The following is a 21,378-nucleotide window of genomic DNA, read 5'->3' as shown; positions in this document are numbered from 1 at the left end:
CGTCCAGCAGCGTTTCAACGCGGGTCTGGAGAATGGCGACGGGGGTCCGCAATTCATGGGCGGCATCGAGAATGAAGCGCTTGTGCCGTTCGTAGCCGTCATCCAGCCGTTTCAGCGCGCCGTTGACGGCATGCACGAGCGGTTGCACCTCTCGTGGAATATCGCCATCCGGCAATCGATATCCACGTCTGTCGATATCTATGGTTTCCGCTGTCCGGGCAATGGCGGAAAGGGCGCGAAATTCCCTGCGGATGAGCCAGGGAATGGCGACGATCGTCACAATGGACATGAGAATGAGGACCGGCATGATCAGTATGTTTGAGAACAGCAGGACGGGGAAAGTCATGCTGAACGGGCCGCCCTTGCCGATCATGACGAATTCTCCCGCTGGGCCGGAGGCGCGACGAACGACGGCGATGCGCACCACGGCAAGATAGGAATAGGAAAGCGCTGCGTCGCGTACGTCCGAGATCCTGACGTCGCTAAGCTGTTGATCCATGTTGCTGAAGGCCTCAGGCACCTGCCCGCCCTGAACGATCTCGCCTTTTTCGCTGACGGCGACAAACCAGAAATCAGAGGTGCCGTTGCGCAGGTCGATGAACTCAGGTGTTTCCCTGAGAACCAGCCGATTATCCTTATCCCGCACGATCGCATTGGCGGTTATCTGGGCTGCCTCAGGGCTGAGCAGTGCGCTGCCCGCACCGCCACTCGACATATAGGTGATGATGGCCGCGGTAACGATGAAAAGGCTGCCGATCTGGAACAGCAGCAATTGAATGGTGAGGCGACGTTTGAGGGATTTTCTTTTGGCCGGCTTCATGCGGTCGCCCTCAGCAGATAACCGACGCCACGAATGCCGTGGACTTCGAGACCCGCATTTGCGGCTGCCAGTTTGCGGCGCAAGCGGGAAATATGGGAATCGAGCGCATTGGACTGGATCTCATCATCGAAATTATAGACAGCGTCCTCGAGCAATGAGCGCAACACCGTTCTGCCCTGCCGCCGCAACAGGGCTTCGAGGATTAGCAGTTCCCGTCTTGTCAGTGGGAGAAATTCACCCATGATACGGACTTCACGGGTTTCGAAGCAGAATTCCAGCCTGCCGAGTTTTGCTGTCATCGTGACCGCACCCGCCGGCCGGCGCATCAGAGCGCGGATGCGGGCAAGCAATTCCTCGACGGCGAATGGCTTGGCCAGATAATCGTCCGCGCCGAGATTGAGGCCATTGACCCGATCCGCAAGTGAACCCTGCGCCGTCAGCACGATGACGGGCGGGGTGACGGGCAGGAGGCGCAAATCTTCTATCAGCTGGATGCCATCGCCATCAGGCAATTGCCGATCAAGCACAACGAGGTCGTGAACACCATCCATGATGGCGTGACGGGCAAGATCGAGCGTGCCGACGGTATCCACGATAATATCGAACCGGTGGAGCGCGGCGGACAGGGCTGCTGCCATTTCGCGTTCATCTTCAACAAGCAGCAGGCGCATGAATTCATCTCGGCATTGTCCGGCGTACCTTCCGGCAGGAAGGGGGGGCGGGCGAAAGGCAAAAAAAAGACGGCGCCGCTGACGCTGCGGACAAGCGAGGCGTCGCCGTCAAATAAATATCGCCATGCAAAAGGGGGACCGGGGGTGGTGGATGGCCAACCCCGCATTCCTGCAAAGCTGTACCTATCCTGTCATGCGCGGATTGCCTAAACATTACGCCCGCTGCGGGGCGGTCAGGCCGCTGCGAAAGTGCTTATTGTTTGGCCTGTGTGGTATCCGGCGCCACACGATAATCATCGATGCGGCCTGCCGGTGCATCGGCCATCTCGCCGCGCTTGGTCAGCCTTTCGCGCGGCGATTCCACAACGGATACGCGTGTCGGTCCGGCGGTCAAAGGGGCGTCGCCCAGCAGCTTGTCGCCGCCATCGAGATTGGGATCGGTCAGGCTGATCGGCTGGGTGCGTACCTGCCCCGCATCGATGCCAAGTGCGGGCAGGGAGGTGAGCGCCGGCAGATTGCTGCCGTCCAGTTTCACGAGGTCCGGTCCGGCGCTATCAAGGTGCCGGCGCACGAATTTTTCGACGTAAAATGCAAGCTTGCGCTTGCCGGCCTGTGTCATGCCGATGCCATCTGCCTCACGCAGACGGGCCTGCTGGCCGTTCATGTCGTAGCCGGTGATGACAAATTTTCCCGCCTCATCGACGAAACCGTCCCAGACATCCACGAATTCACCGCCATATTTTTCGACATGGCTGCGATAAAGCCGGTTGAAGCCAACGAGATCGGCCGAAAGCGATGGCGACTGGAAGGCGGGAACGCCAACCCAGAGCAGCGGCACCTTCTGGCGCCCGGCAAGGGTCAGAAGTTCGTCGATCCGCCGTTCATATTCCTTGAACCAGGCCTCCGTGCCGAATTTTTCCCTGATATCGCCGATCTGCATCTGCTGGCGATCATTCGATCCCATCATGATGACGATGGTGGCCGGATTGGTCTCGCTGATGAATTGCGGCAGGTTTTTGAACCAGTCATAATAATCGGTGCGGACGAGGCCGGAAGAGCCGTTGGCACGCACATCGACGGTGATTGCCGGCGAGCTGGCAAAGGCATTGACCAACTCTTCCCCCATGCCGCCGGCGAGAAAATCGCCGATGACCAGAACGCGCCTTGCATTTTCAAGCTTGGCTGCCGGTTCCGGTTTTGCGGTCCGCATCTGCACCACCGAGGGCGCTTTTCTGGCGGGTTGCGGGCGGTTGACCGATCTTTCACGCGGAGCAGAGGGAAAATCCCGGCGGTTGCGGGGCTGGTATTCACGACCGGATCCGCCATCGCGGCCCACCGGTTTGCCAAAGAGCATTTCAAACAGGGTGCGCCGTTGCTCCTGTGCGAAGCTTTCGGAAGGAACGAGCGGCAGTGTAAGCACAGCGGAAAGAAGGACGGCGCAGAAACGCCAGCCGGTTCTTCCGTTTTTCGCCGCAGGTTTCCTACTCATGACATCAACCTTTCCGGATGCATCGACGGCGCCCATGACGCCGCCGAATTCGCCGGCACATTATCAATTGCGCAGGGCTCTCAGCAACCGCTGCGACGGCTGACCGTCGGTTTCCATACCCATGCGCGACTGGATGGCGCTGATGGCGGCTTTCGAACCGGAGCCGAAGTTCCCGTCAACCTCGCCATCATAATAGCCGAGTTCCTTCATGCGGGTCTGGAGTTCGAATTTTTCACGAATATCCAGCGTTCCGTCGGGACGCGGCCATTTCTGTTGCATGCCGCCATAACCGGCAATCTCATCCGCAAGCAGGCCGACAGCCAGCGCATAGCTGTCGGAAGCGTTGTATTTCTTGATGGTGAAGAAGTTCTTCATCACCAGGAAACCGGGGCCGTTTGCGCCACCCTGCAATTTCAGCATGGCGCGATCGGAACCGCGGGTAAAGTTCTTGCCGTTCGGACGGGTGAAGCCAAGCTTTGCCCATTCCGCAATGGTCTTCGTCTGCCCTTCATAACGGGCGCCGCCACGCGGAACGGCGGTTTCGTAACCCCAGGTGCGGCCGGGCTCCCAGCCGTTCTTGGAAAGAAGATTGGCAGCGGTTGCCAGCGCGTCCGGAACGGAATGCCAGATGTCGCGCTTGCCGTTGCCATCCGCATCGACGGCATAAAGCAGGTAGCTGGTGGGGATGAACTGGGTGTGACCCATCGCGCCCGCCCAGGAGCCCGTCAGCTGTTTCGGCGTCACGTCGCCCGCCTGAAGAATCTTCAGAGCGGCGATCAGTTGCGTGCGCGCGAATTTGGCGCGCTTGGGATCGGAGTAGGCGAGCGTTGCCAGCGCCTGCGGAATATTGTGCAGCCGCTCCGGCTTTTCGAGAACCGCGCCGTAATTCGATTCCATCGACCAGATGGCGAGAATGATGTGCTTGTCGACATTGAAGTTACGCTCGATCCAGTTGAGGGTCGTCGCGTGCTTCATCTTCATTTCGCGGCCGATCCGCACCGTGTACGGATTGACGCGGGAATCGAGATAATCCCAGATCTGCGTGGTGAATTCCGGCTGGAAGGTGGCCTTGCGCAGCGCATCCGGATCCGGCTCGCTGACACCGGCAAAGGCCTTCTGATAGGTCGCCTTGCTAATGCCTTCTTTCGCGGCTGTTGCATAGAACTGGTTGATCCACTGACGGAATCCCTGATCGGCGCGGGCTGAAACGGGCGCCAGCGAGATTGCCAGGCCTGCAACCACCATGCAGCCGAATTTGCGGACATCTGAAAGGATCATCTTTGTCATCGTCTGTCTTTCGTTCTCTCGAATGTCATTTCGATTGCGAAAACGCATCGGGCGTCATCATGGATAACAAAAGAACGTCAACAAATTCTTTACCATTAATAGATGGTAGCGTCACCCTTTACAAAACGTTGTTATTTTTGAAATAACAACAGCGTGCGGGGATTGTGATCAAGTTTTATCTCTCAGGAGGGATATGTGGTAGAACAGAAGAAAATTCGGAAGGCTGTATTTCCAGTCGCAGGTCTCGGTACGCGTTTCCTGCCCGCCACCAAGGCGGTTCCGAAAGAAATGCTCACCGTCGTCGACAAGCCGGTCATTCAATACGTCGTTGATGAGGCGGCGGAAGCGGGCATCGAGCATTTTGTATTTGTCACCGGCCGCGGCAAGGCTGTGATTGAAGATTATTTTGATATTCAATTTGAACTCGAACAGATGCTGCGCGAGCGCAACAAGAATGCCGAGCTGACATTGCTGGCCGGCCTTCTGCCCAAGGCGGGCACGGCAAGCTTCACGCGCCAGCAGGTGCCGCTTGGTCTTGGCCATGCGGTCTGGTGCGCACGTGATATCGTCGGCGACGAGCCTTTCGCCGTGCTCTTGCCCGACATGATCATGCATTCGCAGAAAAGCTGCCTTAAGGGCATGGTCGAACTTTACGACCAGACCCAGGGCAATGTCATCGCGGTGCAGGAATGCGCCCCTGATCAGACGCATAAATATGGCATCGTCGGTGTGGGCGACGCCGTCGGCGAAGGTTTCAAGATCACTGAAATGGTCGAAAAGCCTGCCAAGGGTACGGCGCCGTCGAATTTCTACATCAACGGCCGTTATATTCTTCAGCCCGAGATTTTCGACATTCTCGAAAATCAGGAGCGGGGCGCCGGCAATGAAATCCAGCTGACGGACGGCATGCTGTCGCTTGCCAAGTCGCAGCAGTTCGCCGGCTATCATTTCCGTGGCCAGACCTTCGATTGCGGCGCCAAGGATGGTTTCATTCTTGCCAATGTCGCATTCGCGCTCGAGCGTGGCGATATTCGCCCTGCGATCGAAGAGCCGATCAAGGCTCTGATCGACGGTCTGAAATAATCGACCGAGCACATAAGGAAATCCCGGCCTTCGCGCCGGGATTTTCGTTTGTGGCCATTATCGCTTCAGGACAAGTCCTGCGCCGACCCGCAGCTCGCTGCTGTCATAAACCGGCGTCCACTGGTAGCTGACGTCCGCGGTCAGGTCGAGATAGCGGTTGAGACCCCAGGTCAGGCCGGCACCCGCGGTATATTCCACGGCATTTTCTGTGTCGGAAGAGGGGAAGGTGCGGTGCACGATCTGTCCCGTCAGGCGGGCGACAAGGTTGTTGCGCAATTCGTGGGTCAGGCCGGCATCCAGCCGGTAGGAAATCCAGCCACCCTGTGGTCCGCCGGCAAAGTCCTCTATCGTCGTGCGCAGGCCGAGATTGACATTCGTGCCGCGCTGGGGTGACCAGTTGAGTTCGCCATCCAGTGTCAATGCGCCGATCGAGGCGAGGCGATCGTCATCATATTGCTTGCGCAGATAACCGATGGCGGCCTCGCCGCGTGTCTTCTCGCCAAGATCGACTTCCGCGCCGATCTTTGCCCCATAGGCATTGGAGGAACGGGCATAGCCCGAATTGTCGAGGCGTCTGTCATATTTGGTCTTCCCGACGTTCAGCTCGAGGAAGGGGATGAGCGCCGGTGACAATTCATAGCCGATGCGTCCGCGCAGGTTGGCGCCGTTCTGGTCGCGGTCGCTGAGGCTAATCGGCCGTCCGTCTATGCCTTTTGCATCCGTATAGACCGTGCGCGAGAGATCGAGCGCCGCCAGGCCGCGCAGCTTGCCGAAATCCCGCTCTATCGACGCGCTCGTGGTGAAGCGGTGTTCGCCGCCCTGTACGGCAGCGCCAGTCAGAGCGTTGGGGTCCGTCGTGTCCTCACGGCTGAATTCGTAACCGGCCTTGAGATTGGCTGTCGTTTCTTCGCCGAGATCAAGGCGCAGATCGGCCTCTATTCTTGCCCGGGGCTCTTCGCCATCCTTGTCGCTGCCGAAGTTTCTCTCCCAGGCACCGTCGCCTGTCACCGTCAAAGCGTGGCGGGACCAGTCGCTGGTGAGCGTGCCGCGTATGCCCGTCGTCAGATAGTTGCGTCTGGAAGGGCCGCCGGTATTCGTTTGTTTTTCCGTATTGATCGTCTGGCTGATCGAAGGCCGCAGCAGGAATGTACCGAGCCGGATGCCGGGCGTCTGTCCGGGCTGGGTCGCTATCCGTGGATTTTCGCCGCCGTCCATCGTCGGCTCATAGGGGTTTTCGGCGTCGGCATAGGGTTGGCCCGCGTCGTCCTGCTGTTCGTAAATCGGGTCACCGGGATTGTTGGACGGACGCCAGAGTTGTGGTGCGGGCGTAGCCGTGGCCTGAACCGTGCCTGTGCTCACCCCACCTTCCGTAGCCGGTGTGGGTAAGGCCGTTCCGTCTCCGGCAGAAGCGGCGCCCGGCAATACGGGCGTGGCCGTCGTTGCAGTCTGCGCGAAAGCACTTCCCTGCGGGCAAAAAATCGTACAGGCGAGCAGCAGGGTTGCTGCTTTCCGCGACGTCGGCAGACGTGTGGCGGTGCCCTTCACATTCATTCCTTTTCACCCGGCGAGTTTGGCCGATGCCGGATCGAAGGCCCGCCAGGGCATCTCCTCGGACCCGATGAGTGACAGGCCGATGAAATGACATGAAGAAACCAGGGACCAGACAGGCGACGCAAGTTTTAACATCGCTTTAACAATAGGTTTTTTATGGTTAACAGTTGATAAAGATCGCCGGTATTTCAGCGTTATGGCGGGCGGCGGAAAAGCAGCGGCATCCATCACCGAAGCCGGCGGCTCGATTTCTTCCGCTCCGATGACTGGAGAAAAATAGTCATAAATGCAAAAAAATTCTAATATGAGAAGATTAAAACGTTTCAATTTGGCACGGAATCGCCATATGGTCTAACAGGGCTGATCTTCTATTGCTCAGCAAGTCGTATTGAATTTATTTTTTGTGACAGCGTCGTTTCATGAATCCCGTTTTGAACATCAAGCAGGTTGGCTTTTATTGTTGGGATATTACCAATGACCGTTTCTATTTAGATGAAGTATGTGCTGATCTCTTCGGGATTCCACTAAGACAGGCGATGCAGGGCATCAGCATTTTTCAGATGCTCGAAAAAGTGGACCTGGATCATCGAAACCGTGTGATCGAAACGGCGTTGATCACCCTGAAGGCCGCGAGTTTCTATAATCAGGAATATGCCGTGCGCCGTAGCGACGGCTCGGTCTCATGGGTAAGGACGCTCGGGCGATATCTGGTCGATGAGGAAAACATCCCTTTCAAGCGGCTGGGAACGATCGAGGAGATTTCTCCACCGGACCGGCGTCATTAACGACATGCCGTCGTACCGAAACCGCCGAACATTTTCGGGTGGCATCTACTAAAACTCGGTGCTTGCCGGCTGAAGAGTGGACTTATTCCGGCTGAAAGAGTAACAGTCGGCCATGATTACGCGCGCCGTCAAACTGGTCGAAGACAATGCCATCGAATCCGCCGTGCGGACGATTTCGATGGAACGGGCTGGCCTTGCCGCCCTTGAGGACGCTCTCCAGAACGGTCTTTCCGAGCCCTTCTGCAAGGCGATCGAGACCATCGGCCAGTCGAACGGCCGCCTCATCATCACCGGGGTCGGCAAAAGCGGCCACATAGGCGCGAAGCTTGCGGCCACCTTCGCCTCCACCGGCACGCCTGCCTTTTTTGTGCATGCGGCGGAAGCCAACCATGGCGATCTCGGCATGATCGGCGGCGATGACGTGGTGCTGGCGATCTCCAAAGGCGGCGAAAGCGCGGAATTGCGCAGCATCATCAATTATTCGCGCCGTTTTTCCATTCCGCTGATCGCGCTCACCTGCTCGGAAAATTCATCGCTGGCCCAGGCTTCAGATATTGTGCTGCTGGTTCCCAATGAGCAGGAAGCCTGCCCGCTCGGACTTGCACCGACGACCTCCACATTGATGCAGCTGGCGCTGGGCGATGCCCTTGCCGTTGCGCTTCTCGAGGCGCGCAATTTCACAGCGGGCGATTTCAAGGTGTTTCATCCCGGCGGCAAGCTGGGGGCTAGCCTGACACTGGTCAGCGATATCATGCATACCGGTGATCGCGTGCCGCTGGTCAATAAGGGAACGGCCATGCCGGAAGCGGTTGGTGTTCTCTCGCGCAAGCATTTCGGCTGTGTTGGCATTCTGGATGAGGATGGCCGTCTGTGCGGCATCGTCACCGAGGGTGACATGGCGCGCAACCTGTCGCGCAACCTCGCCGAAATGACGGTCGACGACATCATGACCCGCTCGCCGAAGACCGTCAAAAAATCGGTGCTGGCAACCAGCGCACTGGCGACGCTGGAAAAATTCCACATCGGCGCGCTGATTGTCATTGATGACGACAATCGACCGATCGGGTTGGTGCATTTCCACGATCTCTTGAGGATCGGCGTGGCTTGACGCTACCGCCGATCCTGAAAACCTATCGGTCAATCGGCTCGACTGTCAGCGTGCGTCCGCGCGCAGAAGCGATCCTCACGCGGGTTCCGGCCGGCATGTCTTCGCCGTTTACCGGCCACCATGTATCGTCCAGCCTGATCCGGCCACGCCCTTCGACAATCGGTTCCTGAAGGGTCGCGGTGCGGCCGACAAGGCTTGCCTCCCGCTGATTAAGGAATGGCTCGTCGCTTGCGCCGCGGTTTCGGCCGAAATATTTACGGCCGAGCAGGGCGAAGACGACGGAGAGCGCGGCAAACAGCACCAGCTGCAATTGCCAGGCCCAGATTGCGGCATCCCATAAGAACAGCGAAAAGACGCCGATGACCAGCGCAGCAATGCCGATCCAGATCAGGAAGACGCCGGGCGCGATGAGTTCTGCGGCGAGCAGCACGAAGCCGACGATCCACCAGCTCCAGGGTCCCAGCTCAGTGGCAAGCCGTTGCAACATCGTCACTTCTCCGATGAAGAACCGAAGGGATTACCCGGGATGGTAACATTGATGCTTTGGCCGGAGGGCCGGGTCGGCGGCACGGAGCGGGATGACGTGGGGACGGCGGGCGCGCTCGGTGCATCGCCCTTGTCGCCGAATACCTCCCGCGCAATCGTGCCGATGCCACCGAGGGAGCCGATCAGTGCCGAGGCTTCCATCGGCATCAGCACGATCTTGGAATTCTTGGCCGTGCCGATTTCGGCAAGCGCTTCGGTGTATTTCTGGGCGACGAAATAGTTGATGGCGTGGACGTTGCCGGAGGCAATGGCTTCCGACACCATGCGGGTGGCGTTGGCTTCGGCCTCGGCCAGACGTTCGCGTGCTTCGGCATCGCGGAACGCCGCTTCGCGCTGGCCTTCCGCTTCCAGAATGGCGGATTGCTTGGCGCCTTCCGCGCGAAGGATCTGGGCGTTGCGGGCGCCTTCTGCTTCCAGCACCTGCGCGCGCTTTTCGCGCTCCGCCTTCATCTGCCGCGCCATGGAATCGACGAGGTCCTTCGGCGGCGCAATATCCTTGATTTCGATACGGGTGACCTTGATGCCCCAGGGGCCTACTGCCTCATCGACCACGCGCAGCAGGCGGTCATTGATGGCGTCGCGGTTCGACAGCAGCTCGTCGAGGTCCATCGAGCCCATCACTGAGCGGATATTGGTCATGGTGAGGTTTTCGATCGCCATTTCCAGATTGGCGATCTGGTAAGCCGCCTGTGCGGCGTTCAGCACCTGATAGAAGGTGACGGCATCGGCAGAAACACTTGCATTGTCGCGGGTAATGACTTCCTGCGTCGGTATGTGGAGCACCTGCTCCATCACATTCATTTTCGAGCCGATTTTCTCGAAGAACGGCACGATGAGGTTCAGGCCCGGTTCGAGCGTGCGGGTATAACGCCCGAACCGTTCAACCGTGTAACGATGCCCCTGCGGCACGGTCTTGATGCCGGCAAACAGCACCAGAATAACCAGAACAACCGCCGCTATGACGACGATGTCGAAACCGCCCAATGCAATCATCACTTTCCCTCCAAATCAGAACTATCGGGGATTTATCCCAACAACCTTATGGCAAGATTACACCCAGCCTTGCAACTCCCGTCTTACAACCGTTTCGAGAACATTCATGCCCTCGACGCTGTCGTTGAGACACGGAATATGGGTGAATTTCTCACCGCCATTATGCAGGAATATCTCCCCGGCTTCACCGGCAATTTCTTCCAGTGTTTCAAGACAATCCGAAACGAAGCCGGGATTCATGACGGCGATGCGCTTCACGCCCTCGGAAGCCAGCTTTTCCACGGTCTTGTCGGTATAAGGCTGCAACCATTCTTCCGGCCCGAAACGCGACTGGAAGGTGATCATGAAGTTCTTTTCGGTTCGCCCCAGCGCTTGCCGCAGCAGGCGGGCGGTTTTCTGGCAATGACAATAATAGGGGTCGCCCTTTTTGAAATAGGATTGCGGAATGCCGTGGAAGGAGGTGATCAGCATCTCCGGCTCCCAGTCCAGTGTCGCCAGATGATTTTTGACGGAGGCCGCGAGCGCCTCGATATAGGCGGGATCGTCATGATAGGGCGGCACGGTGCGGATGGCGGGCTGCCAGCGCAGCTTCATCAGATGCTCGAAAGCCTTGTCGTTCACGGTCGCAGTGGTCGATGCGGCATATTGCGGATAAAGCGGGAAAAGCAGGATTTTTTCGCAGCCCTGTTCCTTCAGGGCGTCGATCTTCGAGGCGATTGAGGGCTGGCCGTAGCGCATGCCCCAGTCGACCACGACGTTGGACAGGTCCTTCAACGCTGCCGCCATCAACTCGCCCTGGCTGCGTGTATAGGTGCGCAGGTAACTTTCATTGCGCTCGTGGTTCCAGATTTCCTCATAGGCCTTGCCGACCTTCTGCGGGCGCTTGTTGAGGACGATGCCATAAAGGATCGGATACCAGTAGAGGCGCGACCACTCGATCACGCGCTTGTCGCTCAGAAACTCCGCCAGATAACGGCGCATCGGCCAATAGTCCGTGCCGTCAGGCGTGCCGAGATTGACGAGCAGGACGCCCACCTTGCCAAAAGTTACGCGGGGATGGTTTGTGGGGAGTGGGGATAGTTCTGTCGCCATGAATGATACCCTGAAACTCGGACTGGTTGTATAAGGAGCGGCCCGCCGCGGACAAAGGCCGGAAACGCTCCATCTTCTGTTTATCTGCCCGAACGCAAACCGATGAGGTTTGGCCGGAATGCCCGAGCTATACGCTCTGGCCGTCATTTTGTTCATCGTGTTCTAGACGAAATTCTTCAGGATTGAACCATCGGCGGCGGCTATTTCCGGGGCGAGGAGAGGTGTAGGCTGTCCCTCGGCAAAATTTTATCCGTAGCGCTTTGTTTTTAAATAGAAAATAAGAAGCCGGCCCCGATGTGCCGGGGCCGGCGTTGTGTCTGCGGCAAATTGCCCTGTTCGTTCCCGCCCGGCTTATTGGGCCGGCAGTTCCAGCTCCTCGCCGATTTCAATATGGTTCGGCTGCTTCAGCGTGTTTGCCTTGGCAATTCTGTGCCAGAGAGCGCCGTCGCCATATTTCTCCGCTGCGATCTTCCAGAGCGAATCGCCCTTTTCGACGACGTATTTGCTGACGGCGGCAGCGGCCGCAGCAGGTGCCGGGGATGCCGGCGCAGTTGTAGCGGGTGCAGCGGGTGCGGTGGCCGCGGGTGCTGGAGCAGCAGCCGGGGCAGGCGCGGTTGCGGCTGGTGTCGGTGCCGCAGGCTTTGCCGGAGCGACATAACCGGCAGGCGTCACTTCGCTGATGCGGCCGTCGGTATAGGGCTTATAGGGGCTGTTGGCGGTGATATAAGCCGCAACTGCCTCTTCAAGGTTAGGGCCGAAGTCATAGGCATTGATCGCCTTGGTCGCGAAGACCTTGAAGCCATCACCGCCGGTGCGCACGTAATTATTGGCCGCGACGATATAGGTCTTGGCGGGGTCGAGAGGCACGAAAGCATCGCCTTCCTTGACGTCGACCGAAACGATGCGGCTACCGGCCGGCTTGGAACGGTCGAAGGAATATTTCATGCCGGAAACCTGCATGAAGCGGCCCGCGACGTCATCGATCTGGCTGACGCCGTTTTCGAGCGCAGCGCGAATATCCTCGCCCTTGAGCTGGAAGGTTGCAACGGTGTTCTGGAACGGCAGAACCGTCAGCACTTCACCCATCGAGACATCGCCGCCATCGATGGAGGAACGCAGGCCGCCGCTGTTTGCAAAAGCGATGGTGACACCCTGATCCTTGACGCGGGCCAGCGTCGCATCGGCCACCAGATTGCCCATGGAGCATTCCTTCACGCGGCAAACCTTGCGGTCGCCTTCGATCGGGCCTTCCGAAGTGCCGACGACCTTGGATTTCAGCGCTTCGATCGGCGCCTTCAGCTCATCAATGCGCTTCAGCGTGGCTTCATCGGGCTTGAAGGAGGAATCGATAAGGATCGGGTCGCCCTTGCTTTCCTTCACGACGCCGCCGTCGTCGAAGACCACTTTGAGGTCGCCGAGATATTTGCTGTACTGGCCGGCCTGCACCACCGGAACCTTGTAGCCGCCGGGATTGTCGACGAGGGTCGGATAAGGGCCTTCGGCCTTCTGGTCGGTGTTGGACAGCAACGTATGGGTATGGCCGCCAACCACGACGTCGACATCAGGAATTTTGGCGATGAATTCGAGATCGCGCGGATATCCGACATGCGTCAGCGCGATGATCTTGTTGACGCCGTCCTGCTTCAGCTTCTGCACCTGTTCGCTGATTTTTGCGACATCTTCCGCGATGGTGATATTGGGACCGGGCGTTGCCAGTTCCGCCGTATCGTTGGCAACGGCGCCGACGATGCCGATTTTCTGTCCGCCGACTTCGAGCACGATGGACGGCTTGACGCGGTCGCCGATTTTCGAGGCGGCAGTGGCCACCACATTGGCGGTTACGACCGGGAACTGCACCTTGTCGAGGAAGCCGGCAAGGCCGTCTTCGCTATCGTCGAATTCATGATTGCCGACGGTCATGGCGTCGAACTTCATGGCGTTCAGCACTTCCGCTTCCACCGTGCCTTTATAGGTGGTGTAGAACAGCGATCCCTGGAAATTGTCGCCGGCATTCAGCAGCAGGACATTTTTCCCTTCCGCCTTCAGCGCGTCACGGGTCTGGTTGATTGCGGTCAGCAGGCGCGCGGCGCCGCCGAAGCATTCGTTCTTGCCTTCTTCTTCCGCCGAGCAGGTCGAGTCGAATTTGTTGATCGATTCGATACGGGAGTGAAAATCGTTGATGTGAAGAATGTTGAGCTCGTAATCGGCCAGAGCCGCTCCAGCTGAAAGCGTTATTACCGAAACGCTCAGCATGCCCAGTCCCAAAATTTTCTTCATGGTCCCTCTCTCCTGTTCAAAGCGGAAGTCCAGGCCGGCTGATCATTCTCCGACCGCGCTCATTCTTTAATCCGAAAACATCTCAGTCTTTCGAAAACCGGATGTTTCCATTTAGCGGCAGCCGCCGCAAGCGAAATTATGACAGGTGCTCAATAAAGAAAAACGCACGCCGAAGGCGTGCGTTTCAGAAGGTCATCCTATTGAAAAGGCGATATTATCAGCCCTGGCGCGTCAGCGAGAACTGGCTGTTCGTGTCGGTCGTGCAGTTCAATTGTGACGGGGAGACCAGGGCGCAGTTGACGCGTGACTGCGTGTTGCGCACCAACGACGTCATGTTGATTTCATAAAGCGTCGGCGAAATCGTCACGTAGGTGCCGGAGGCCAGAAGCGTGTTGGTGTCTGTCGAACGCGTGGAGAAAGCGCCGTTCTGGAACGTGGATACGATGCCGTTGCGGTCGATCCAGCGGCCGTCGACTGCCGGGCCGCGGGAAAGCGAAGGCGCCATCGAGGTCTGCTGGGAGGGGCCCGGCGCGACGCATGAAGACACCGCGATGGCGGCTGAAAGCAAAGCAGCGCTTGTCTTGAAGTTCATGAGCCTGTTCTCCTGCGATTCGATGAAACCTTCTGTGCTTCGACCATGCCGTGAAGCGTTCTTTATTTCAAGGCAACGTTGTTCGCTCTCCCCGGTTCCTGACGTCGTTCAGGAAAGCCCCGGCGTGGCAAATATGAGACTCTGCCGCGTCAGCGCACAAGGATGTTGCGGAACTGCCAGGGATCGGACGTGTCGATATTGTCGGGGAACAGTCCCGGGCGACCGTCGAGCGGCGTCCAGTCGGTATAATGTCCCTCGACGGGTCCGAGATAGGGGCGTTGCACCTCGAGGCAGCGGCGGTAATCTACCTCGTCCGCCTCGACGATGCCGGCCTGCGGATTTTCAATCGCCCAGACCATGCCGGCCAATACCGCGGAACTGACCTGCAATCCGGTGGCATTCTGGCTGGGGGCAAGCGAACGCGCCTCCTGCAGGGTGAGACGCGAACCATACCAATAAGCGTTCTTGTCATGACCATAAAGCAGGACACCAAGCTCGTCGGCGCCGTCGACAAGCTCGTCTTCACCGAGCACATGCTGGATCGGCTGAGGGTTGCCGCCATTGCCGAACAGCTCATGCAGGGACAAAATGGCGTCGTTGCAGGGGTGGTAGGCGTAATGGCAGGTGGGCCGGTAGGTCACATCGCCATCATCGTTGCGGACGGTGAAATAGTCCGAAATCGAAATCGCTTCATTATGGGTGACGAGAAATCCATATTGCGGTCCGAGCCCCGGGCACCAGGTGCGCACCCGCGTATTGGCACCGGGCTGATCGAGATAGATCGCCGACTTGCTTCCCTTTTTCTGCTTTTTCGCGTTTTTCGGCATCCAGTTTTCATGCGTTCCCCAGCCGAGTTCGGCGGGCTGGAAACCTTCGGCGATAAAACCTTCCACGGACCATGTGTTCCAGAAAGCCCCGAAGGGCTTCGGCTCTTTCGCCCGCTGGGTATCGCGCTCGGCCACATGCACGCCCTTGACGCCAAGCTGCTTCATCAGCTTTGCCCAGCCTTCCCGGTCATGTGATTGCGGCTCCTCGATGTCGAGACCGGTATCCTTGGCGAGATTGACGAGTGCCTGCTTCACGAACCAGGACACCATGCCGGGATTGGCGCCGCAGGTGGAAACCGCGGTCGTGCCGCCGGGCCTGCGCGCTCTTTCCTTCAGCATGGTTTCGCGCAGCGAATAATTGGTTCTGGCGGCATTGTCGGCATCGGCATCGAAATAAAAACCGGGCCACGGTTCCACCACGGTGTCGATGTAAAGCATGCCGTGCTTGCGACAGATCCGCATCAGGTCGACGGAGGCGGCATCAACCGAAAGATTGACGCAGAAGCCCTGGCCCTGCACGCCTTTGAGAAGCGGCTTGAGAACTTCCTTATAGTTCTCCTTGGTCAGATGTTTCTGGACGTGGCGGATGTTTCTCTCGGCCAGAAAGGCGGCGATATCCTCGCGCGGGTCGATGACGACGAGCCGGGTCCTGTCGAAATTGAAATGACGTTCGATCAACGGAAGAGTGCCGCGCCCGATGGAGCCGAAGCCGATCATGATGATGGGGCCGTCAATATCGCCGTAAATCGGGTGGTTTGCGTCCGTCATTCGTCAATTTTCCTTTTTCAGCCAATAAGTAAGCTAGATCATAAAAGCGTGCCACAATAAAGGGCAGGTGGATGACGGACATATGACGATAATGACGGCGAGACGGGCGAACGCATTGTTTCCACCATTTCTGCCTCTTCGCATTTTAGAGAGTGCGTTTATAATTAAATTCTTCTTTTCGTTTTGTGCGTCCAGAGGCGTGGGGGCTTTGGCCGGATGACGACAGGGGAGTTTTTCGCCATCGCAGGGGAGTTGCCTGTTGAATGATCTTTTAGAGCGTGTCGCAGCTCTTCAGAGTGCCACCCCCGTCCTTATTGCCCTTTACGATTCCGAGGACCGGTTGCGCCATGCCAATCCGTCGTTTCGGGAAAGCTTTCAGCTTGCCGCCGGTGATTTGCCAACCTGGGCGGATATCATGCGGCTGAACCATCGGCTGCGCACCGGTGTCGTCATCCGCAACAATGATTTCGAGGGATGGCTGCTCTCGGCGCAGTCCCGGCGCGGCAAGCTGCCCTATCGCGCCTTTGAGATGGACCTGTATGACGGCCGCTGGTTCTGGATGACCGAGACGGTGCAGCAGGATGGCTGGATGCTGTGCGTCGCAAGCGACGTCACTGAACTGCGCCAGGGTTATAGAACCCTGCGGCAGGACAGGGATCTGGCGGTACGCGCCTCGCAGACGGATGAATTGACGGGAACAGCAAACCGCCGTTTCGTCTTCGCCAAGCTCGCTCTGCAGGTGGAGCAGGTCACCAAGGGGCTTGAGGCGTCCTTTTGCCTTTGCACGCTCGACATCGATTTTTTCAAGCAGATCAACGATCGTTTCGGTCACAAATGTGGTGATGCGGTATTGCGCGATTTTGTCGCCATAGCCCACTCCGTCATCCGGCGGGTGGATTGTTTCGGCAGGATCGGCGGTGAGGAATTCATGCTGATTTTGCCGCGCAGTTCGGTTGCCGAAGGCCAGGAGATTGTTGAGCGGCTGCTGCAGAAAGTACGCCTTTCCAGACCTCTTTCCGAATTCCCGGATTTTTCCTATAGCTGCTCGGCGGGCATGACCGCCTATCAGGTGGCGGAAAGCGCTGACGATGTTTTCCTGCGTGCCGATCAGGCCCTTTATGCGGCCAAGGAGAGAGGACGGGACCGGCTTCTGGCGGTGACGGTTTAAACAAGCTCTGCCGCAATCAGCCCATGCAGCGAATTACCGACGAACAGCTTCCGGCCGGCGATGTCTTCCGGTTTCAGCGCCTGTCCGCGCGCCCTGCGTTCGCGGATCAGATCGGCGCGCAGCACACCCGGCAGGATGCCGCTGTCGAGCGGCGGCGTCAGCAATTGCCCATCCGGCATTTCGACGAAAATGCTGGTCGATGAGCCTTCGCACAATTCGCCACGCTCGTTGAGCAGCAGCACCTCGTCTGCCTCCCCGGCTGAAAATTCGGCTCGGGCGGCATCATAGGGCTCCCGGCGGGAGGACTTGTGGCGATAGAAGGTGTCGGAGGAATCGAGCTTGGTCTGCCGGGCGATGCGAACCCGCCAGACCGCATCCTGCTGCAAGGGCTGGAAATCGGCCGTTTCGATATCGAGTTCGCCCTTGTAGTTCATCACCAGCCTGACGCAGAGCGGATTTTCGCCGCCCACCTTCTTTTCCAGCACCTGCACTGCGTTGACCGGCGCGCGAAAACCGAGCGCGTCGGCGGAGCGCAACAATCGGCGCATATGCTGGTCGATGCGCTGAAAGCCGGTCTGCGGCTCCCAGCGCAGGGTTTCCCTCAAGGTCAGATCGGCGGGTTTGCGTTTCATTGCCTTTGCTCGTCGCCTGAATTGTCAACCGGTGTCTTCTGCCGGCAATATCAACCGGCAAAGCTTGTCCGAAATAGGATAGCCCTGCCGGCGGAAGAGATTAAGCCTGTTTGTTATCCAGCGCTTCCAACTCGTCGATCAGTCCTTCGATCATCGAAAGTCCCTTGTCCCAGAATGAGGGATCGGTCGCATCGAGGCCGAAGGGTTTGAGAAGCTCCGAATGGTGCTTGGTGCCGCCCGCCTTCAGAAGCTCGAAATATTTCTCCTGAAAGCCGGTCTCGGCCTTCTGGTAGACCGCATAAAGCGAGTTCACCAGGCAATCGCCGAAGGCATAGGCATATACGTAGAAGGGCGAATGGATGAAATGGGGGATATAGGTCCACCAGGTCTCATAGCCCTCGGAAATCCGGATCGCCGGACCGAGGCTCTCGGCCTGAACGGAAAGCCACAATTCGCCGATCTGTTCGGAGGTCAGCTCTCCCTGTTTGCGGGCGGTGTGCAGCTTTCGCTCGAATTCGTAGAAAGCGATCTGGCGCACGACCGTATTGATCATATCCTCGACCTTGCGGGCGAGCATGGCCTTGCGTTCCCTGATATCCTTGGTGTCATCAAGCAGCTTGCGGAAGGTCAACATTTCCCCGAAAACGGAGGCTGTCTCGGCCAGCGTCAGCGGCGTGGCGCACATCAGGGCGCCCTGTTCGCCAGCCAGAACCTGATGAACGCCATGACCAAGCTCATGAGCAAGTGTCATCACGTCGCGCGGTTTGCCGAGATAGTTGACGAGCACATAAGGATGAGCCGAGGGTACGGTTGGATGCGCGAATGCGCCCGGCGCCTTGCCGGGACGGGCCGGCGCGTCGATCCACTCTTCATCGAAGAAACGGCGGGCAATATCGGCCATCTCGGGGGCAAAATTGCCATAGGCGGAAAGCACGGTATCCTTGGCCTCATCCCAGGGGATGATCGTGTTCGACGTATCGGGAAGCGGCGCATTGCGGTCCCAATAATTCATCTGCTCCATGCCGAGCCATTTTGCCTTCATGGCGTAATATCGGTGCGAAAGGCGCGGATAGGCCTTTTTGACCGCTGCCGCCAAGGCATCGACCACTTCCCGCTCGACGCGGTTCGCCAGATGGCGGCTATCGGCAATATCCTCGAACTTGCGCCAGCGGTCGGAAATATCCTTGTCCTTGGCAAGCGTGTTGGTGATGAGGGTGAAGACCCGCAGATTGTCCTTGAAAGTGGTGCTCAGCGCTTCCGCCGCCTTCTTTCGGGTTTCCGGCTCCGGCTCCTGCAGCATGTTTAGCGTCACTTCCAGCGGAAGGCTCGCACCGTCTATATCGAAACGCAGATCGGCCATCGTCTCATCGAACAGGCGGTTGAAGGCCGCCGCGCTGGTCATCGATTTTTCGAGGAACAGCTGCTCCAGCTGGTCGTCGAGCTGGTGCGGCTTGTCCTTGCGCAAATCCACCAGCCAGGGACGGTAATGGCCTGCCGCGGCATCATTGACCATGCAGGCGTCCATCGTGGCGTCGTCGATGCGATTGAGTTCAAGCGTGAAAAACAGGAGATGCGCCGAAATATCCGTCAGCTTTGCCTGGGCGTCGCCGTAAAGCTTGCCGTTTGCCGGGTTCGACGTATCGGAAAAATAAGTGAGCCCGGCAAAGGAGCCGATGCGGCCGATGAGATCGTCGAGCGCTTCATATTCCTTCAGCGCGGCCCCGATGCCCTTTTCGCCCGTGGCCTTCGCGGCGGCTTCGAGCTTTCCCTTCCACTTCTCCTCGAAAGCCGCCGCCATCGATGCTGCCTTCTCGAGATCACCCTTATATTCCGGCGAATCCCCCGACGGATAGAGATCCGAGAGCTTCCAGCCGGGCAGATCGCCAAGCGCCGGGCCGGAGGTTTCGGCAAGGGAGAATACGGGTTGCGGGGTAGCGCGGTTGAGGGTCATCCAACGTGTCCTTCTGATTATGCGTGCGAAGCATATGGGGACCTTGTTTCCCGCGGCAATGGATAAAATGCAAGCAATTCTCAAAACTGGATGTTCAAGTCTCCCATGCCAGAGTGCGGAATAAGGGACCGCATGAAGCAGGTCCATAAACCGGAAACCGGAGCTAAAAATGACCGCGCATGTTCTCGTGATAGACGATGATCCCGTCCAGCGCCGCCTGCTCAAAAATGCGGTGGAACGTTATGGGCATCTCGCCTTGCTTGCCGAAAACGGCAAGGCGGGGCTGGAACTGCTCAAGCAATATAGTGGCGAGATCAATGTCGTCGTCCTTGATCTGATGATGCCGGAAATGGACGGGCTTACCTTTCTCAAAGCCGTCGGCGAACTCGGCACAGACGTTCCCGTCATTGTCCAGACGGGGCAGGGCGGCATCGATACCGTCGTGCAGGCCATGCGCGCCGGTGCCTTCGATTTCGTTGTGAAGCCGGTCTCGCCGGAAAGGATCGGCGCCGCCATCTCCAATGCGCTCAAGCTCGACAGGAGAGAGGCAAAAGCCCGCACGGGAAGGCGCGGACGGAGCAATGCAGTGAATTTTACCGATATCGTTTCCGCAAGCCCCGCAATGCTGAGGGTCATAGAGCTCGCGCAGCGTGCCGCCCAGTCCAGCATCCCCGTGGTGCTGGAAGGTGAATCCGGCGTGGGCAAGGAAATGGTCGCCCGGGCCATCCAGTCGGCCGGCGACAGAGCGAACAAGCCTTTCATAACAGTCAATTGCGGCGCCATTCCCCATAATCTGGTGGAAAGCATTCTCTTCGGCCATGAGAAGGGAGCCTTCACGGGTGCTACGGAAAAACATGTAGGCAAGTTCATGGAGGCGGATGGCGGCACGCTGTTCCTCGATGAAATCGGCGATCTGCCGCTCGACGTGCAGGTAAAGCTGCTCCGCGCGGTCCAGCAGGGCGAAATCGAAACCGTCGGCTCCGCACGGGTGCAGAAGGTGAATGTCCGGCTGATCTCCGCCACCAACAAGAACCTCATCGAGGAGGTGAAGGAAGGCCGCTTCCGCGAAGACCTTTATTATCGCCTCAACGTCTTTCCGATCACCATTCCGGCGCTGCGCCGCCGCAAGGAAGACATTCCCCATCTGGCACGGGTTTTCGCCGAGCGCTTTTCGGCGGAGCAGAAATTGCCCAATCCCGTCGGCCTCAATGCCAGCGCGCTGGCACTGCTGACGGCCTATGACTGGCCGGGCAATATCCGTCAGCTTGAAAACGCCGTTTTCCGCGCCGTGGTGCTGTCGCAGGGTGAGGAACTGTCAGATTCCGATTTTCCGCAGATCGCGCTGCAGCTGCCGGAATTTTCGACCGGCGACGATGCGGATGATCTCATCCGTGCGCCTTCAGGGGCGTCGCTGAAGCTAGCGGCCTATTCACCGCCCCCGCCGGCGGCTGCCGAAAGCCATGCCGTCATCGAGGAGCCGTCGGATATTTCCACCACCATCTATCGGGGCGGAAACCTGATCTCCAGCATGGATGAGTCGGGCAATATCCGCAAACTGGCAGAAATCGAGGAAGAACTCATCCGTTTCGCTTTGCGCTTCTATCGCGGGCAGATGAGCCAGGTCGCCAGAAAGCTCGGCATCGGCCGCTCGACGCTTTATCGCAAGCTGAAGGATTATGGCATTGATCCCGACGATCCCCTTCGAGATGCAGCCTGAAGGCAGAGACCGCGTATTCGA

Annotated in this window: 18 protein-coding genes and 1 pseudogene; 5 read left to right on the top strand and 14 right to left on the bottom strand. The window is 58.3% G+C overall.

The window, feature by feature from the left end; all coding sequences use genetic code 11:
* The 4 genes and pseudogenes from DA915_RS16550 to DA915_RS16535 all read right to left on the bottom strand — a co-directional run.
* A pseudogene (locus DA915_RS16550) lies at positions 1 to 820 on the bottom strand (sensor histidine kinase); the annotation flags it as partial.
* Positions 817 to 1,491: a response regulator transcription factor gene (locus DA915_RS16545; protein ID WP_003506112.1), complete on the bottom strand. Its 675-nt coding sequence runs from the start codon at positions 1,489 to 1,491 to the stop codon at positions 817 to 819. The pseudogene DA915_RS16550 and the gene DA915_RS16545, both read right to left, overlap by 4 nt.
* Positions 1,492 to 1,744: 253 nt before the next feature.
* Entirely contained in the window at positions 1,745 to 2,980 is a 1,236-nt protein-coding gene (locus DA915_RS16540; RefSeq protein ID WP_107676639.1) for an SGNH family hydrolase, read from the bottom strand.
* Positions 2,981 to 3,043: 63 nt separating this feature from the next.
* Entirely contained in the window at positions 3,044 to 4,267 is a 1,224-nt protein-coding gene (locus tag DA915_RS16535) for a lytic murein transglycosylase (protein WP_080864733.1), read from the bottom strand.
* A gap of 195 nt (positions 4,268 to 4,462) precedes the next feature.
* Here DA915_RS16535 and galU point away from each other — a divergent pair, with 195 nt between their 5' ends.
* A complete protein-coding gene (galU, locus tag DA915_RS16530) occupies positions 4,463 to 5,350 on the top strand; it encodes a UTP--glucose-1-phosphate uridylyltransferase GalU (RefSeq protein ID WP_003506117.1) in 888 nt (295 codons plus the stop codon).
* A 57-nt stretch (positions 5,351 to 5,407) separates the two neighbouring features.
* Here galU and uppP read toward each other — a convergent pair whose 3' ends face one another.
* Entirely contained in the window at positions 5,408 to 6,901 is a 1,494-nt protein-coding gene (gene uppP, locus DA915_RS16525; RefSeq protein ID WP_107676617.1) for a polysaccharide biosynthesis protein UppP, read from the bottom strand.
* A gap of 6 nt (positions 6,902 to 6,907) precedes the next feature.
* Positions 6,908 to 7,228 carry a hypothetical protein gene (locus DA915_RS16520; RefSeq protein ID WP_192886580.1) on the bottom strand — a complete coding sequence of 107 codons (321 nt, stop codon included), beginning with the start codon at positions 7,226 to 7,228 and terminating at the stop codon, positions 6,908 to 6,910.
* A gap of 92 nt (positions 7,229 to 7,320) precedes the next feature.
* Here DA915_RS16520 and DA915_RS16515 point away from each other — a divergent pair, with 92 nt between their 5' ends.
* Together DA915_RS16515 and DA915_RS16510 are read left to right on the top strand one after the other, a co-directional pair.
* Positions 7,321 to 7,686, top strand: a complete 366-nt coding sequence (locus tag DA915_RS16515) for a PAS domain-containing protein (RefSeq protein ID WP_020809342.1) — start codon at positions 7,321 to 7,323, stop codon at positions 7,684 to 7,686.
* Positions 7,687 to 7,798: 112 nt separating this feature from the next.
* Positions 7,799 to 8,794, top strand: coding sequence for an SIS domain-containing protein (locus tag DA915_RS16510; protein ID WP_003506123.1), 996 nt, complete (start codon positions 7,799 to 7,801; stop codon positions 8,792 to 8,794).
* A 22-nt stretch (positions 8,795 to 8,816) separates the two neighbouring features.
* Here the strand turns inward: DA915_RS16510 and DA915_RS16505 are convergent, their stop codons facing one another.
* From DA915_RS16505 to DA915_RS16480, 6 genes are all read right to left on the bottom strand, one after another.
* Entirely contained in the window at positions 8,817 to 9,281 is a 465-nt protein-coding gene (locus DA915_RS16505; RefSeq protein ID WP_003506125.1) for an NfeD family protein, read from the bottom strand.
* A gap of 2 nt (positions 9,282 to 9,283) precedes the next feature.
* Positions 9,284 to 10,333: an SPFH domain-containing protein gene (locus DA915_RS16500; protein WP_107676615.1), complete on the bottom strand. Its 1,050-nt coding sequence runs from the start codon at positions 10,331 to 10,333 to the stop codon at positions 9,284 to 9,286.
* Positions 10,334 to 10,390: 57 nt separating this feature from the next.
* Positions 10,391 to 11,425, bottom strand: a complete 1,035-nt coding sequence (gene hemH, locus DA915_RS16495) for a ferrochelatase (RefSeq protein WP_107676614.1) — start codon at positions 11,423 to 11,425, stop codon at positions 10,391 to 10,393.
* A 351-nt stretch (positions 11,426 to 11,776) separates the two neighbouring features.
* Complete coding sequence (locus DA915_RS16490; RefSeq protein ID WP_107676613.1) at positions 11,777 to 13,702, bottom strand: 5'-nucleotidase C-terminal domain-containing protein; 1,926 nt, start codon at positions 13,700 to 13,702, stop codon at positions 11,777 to 11,779.
* A gap of 217 nt (positions 13,703 to 13,919) precedes the next feature.
* Entirely contained in the window at positions 13,920 to 14,294 is a 375-nt protein-coding gene (omp10, locus tag DA915_RS16485) for an outer membrane lipoprotein Omp10 (RefSeq protein WP_003506132.1), read from the bottom strand.
* 149 nt (positions 14,295 to 14,443) lie between these two features.
* Entirely contained in the window at positions 14,444 to 15,889 is a 1,446-nt protein-coding gene (locus tag DA915_RS16480; RefSeq protein ID WP_020809346.1) for a homospermidine synthase, read from the bottom strand.
* Positions 15,890 to 16,148: 259 nt separating this feature from the next.
* Between DA915_RS16480 and DA915_RS16475 the strand changes: the two genes are divergently transcribed.
* Positions 16,149 to 17,057: a GGDEF domain-containing protein gene (locus DA915_RS16475; protein ID WP_107676612.1), complete on the top strand. Its 909-nt coding sequence runs from the start codon at positions 16,149 to 16,151 to the stop codon at positions 17,055 to 17,057.
* Here DA915_RS16475 and DA915_RS16470 read toward each other — a convergent pair.
* Together DA915_RS16470 and DA915_RS16465 are read right to left on the bottom strand one after the other, a co-directional pair.
* A complete protein-coding gene (locus DA915_RS16470; RefSeq protein WP_020809348.1) occupies positions 17,054 to 17,689 on the bottom strand; it encodes an aminotransferase class IV family protein in 636 nt (211 codons plus the stop codon). The genes DA915_RS16475 and DA915_RS16470 overlap by 4 nt on opposite strands.
* Before the next feature lie 100 nt (positions 17,690 to 17,789).
* Positions 17,790 to 19,640, bottom strand: coding sequence for a M3 family oligoendopeptidase (locus tag DA915_RS16465; RefSeq protein WP_107676611.1), 1,851 nt, complete (start codon positions 19,638 to 19,640; stop codon positions 17,790 to 17,792).
* 169 nt (positions 19,641 to 19,809) lie between these two features.
* Here DA915_RS16465 and DA915_RS16460 point away from each other — a divergent pair, with 169 nt between their 5' ends.
* Positions 19,810 to 21,357 carry a sigma-54 dependent transcriptional regulator gene (locus DA915_RS16460; protein ID WP_099087334.1) on the top strand — a complete coding sequence of 516 codons (1,548 nt, stop codon included), beginning with the start codon at positions 19,810 to 19,812 and terminating at the stop codon, positions 21,355 to 21,357.
* Positions 21,358 to 21,378 lie beyond the last annotated feature (21 nt).

The organism is Agrobacterium sp. LAD9, assembly GCF_003031125.1.
Lineage (GTDB): Bacteria > Pseudomonadota > Alphaproteobacteria > Rhizobiales > Rhizobiaceae > Agrobacterium > Agrobacterium radiobacter.
The sequence above is the reverse complement of the archived record's forward strand: the minus strand, read 5'-3'. Positions and strand labels throughout refer to the sequence as shown.

Coding starts and splice junctions, on each gene's coding strand:
- DA915_RS16490 (WP_107676613.1), bottom strand. CDS start 13,702: ATGAAGAAAATTTTGGGACTGGGCATGCTGAGCGTTTCGGTAATAACG.
- DA915_RS16465 (WP_107676611.1), bottom strand. CDS start 19,640: ATGACCCTCAACCGCGCTACCCCGCAACCCGTATTCTCCCTTGCCGAA.
- omp10 (WP_003506132.1), bottom strand. CDS start 14,294: ATGAACTTCAAGACAAGCGCTGCTTTGCTTTCAGCCGCCATCGCGGTG.
- DA915_RS16500 (WP_107676615.1), bottom strand. CDS start 10,333: ATGATTGCATTGGGCGGTTTCGACATCGTCGTCATAGCGGCGGTTGTT.
- uppP (WP_107676617.1), bottom strand. CDS start 6,901: ATGAATGTGAAGGGCACCGCCACACGTCTGCCGACGTCGCGGAAAGCA.
- hemH (WP_107676614.1), bottom strand. CDS start 11,425: ATGGCGACAGAACTATCCCCACTCCCCACAAACCATCCCCGCGTAACT.
- DA915_RS16480 (WP_020809346.1), bottom strand. CDS start 15,889: ATGACGGACGCAAACCACCCGATTTACGGCGATATTGACGGCCCCATC.
- DA915_RS16535 (WP_080864733.1), bottom strand. CDS start 4,267: ATGACAAAGATGATCCTTTCAGATGTCCGCAAATTCGGCTGCATGGTG.
- DA915_RS16505 (WP_003506125.1), bottom strand. CDS start 9,281: ATGTTGCAACGGCTTGCCACTGAGCTGGGACCCTGGAGCTGGTGGATC.
- DA915_RS16510 (WP_003506123.1), top strand. CDS start 7,799: ATGATTACGCGCGCCGTCAAACTGGTCGAAGACAATGCCATCGAATCC.
- DA915_RS16470 (WP_020809348.1), bottom strand. CDS start 17,689: ATGAAACGCAAACCCGCCGATCTGACCTTGAGGGAAACCCTGCGCTGG.
- DA915_RS16545 (WP_003506112.1), bottom strand. CDS start 1,491: ATGCGCCTGCTGCTTGTTGAAGATGAACGCGAAATGGCAGCAGCCCTG.
- DA915_RS16515 (WP_020809342.1), top strand. CDS start 7,321: ATGAATCCCGTTTTGAACATCAAGCAGGTTGGCTTTTATTGTTGGGAT.
- DA915_RS16460 (WP_099087334.1), top strand. CDS start 19,810: ATGACCGCGCATGTTCTCGTGATAGACGATGATCCCGTCCAGCGCCGC.
- DA915_RS16540 (WP_107676639.1), bottom strand. CDS start 2,980: ATGAGTAGGAAACCTGCGGCGAAAAACGGAAGAACCGGCTGGCGTTTC.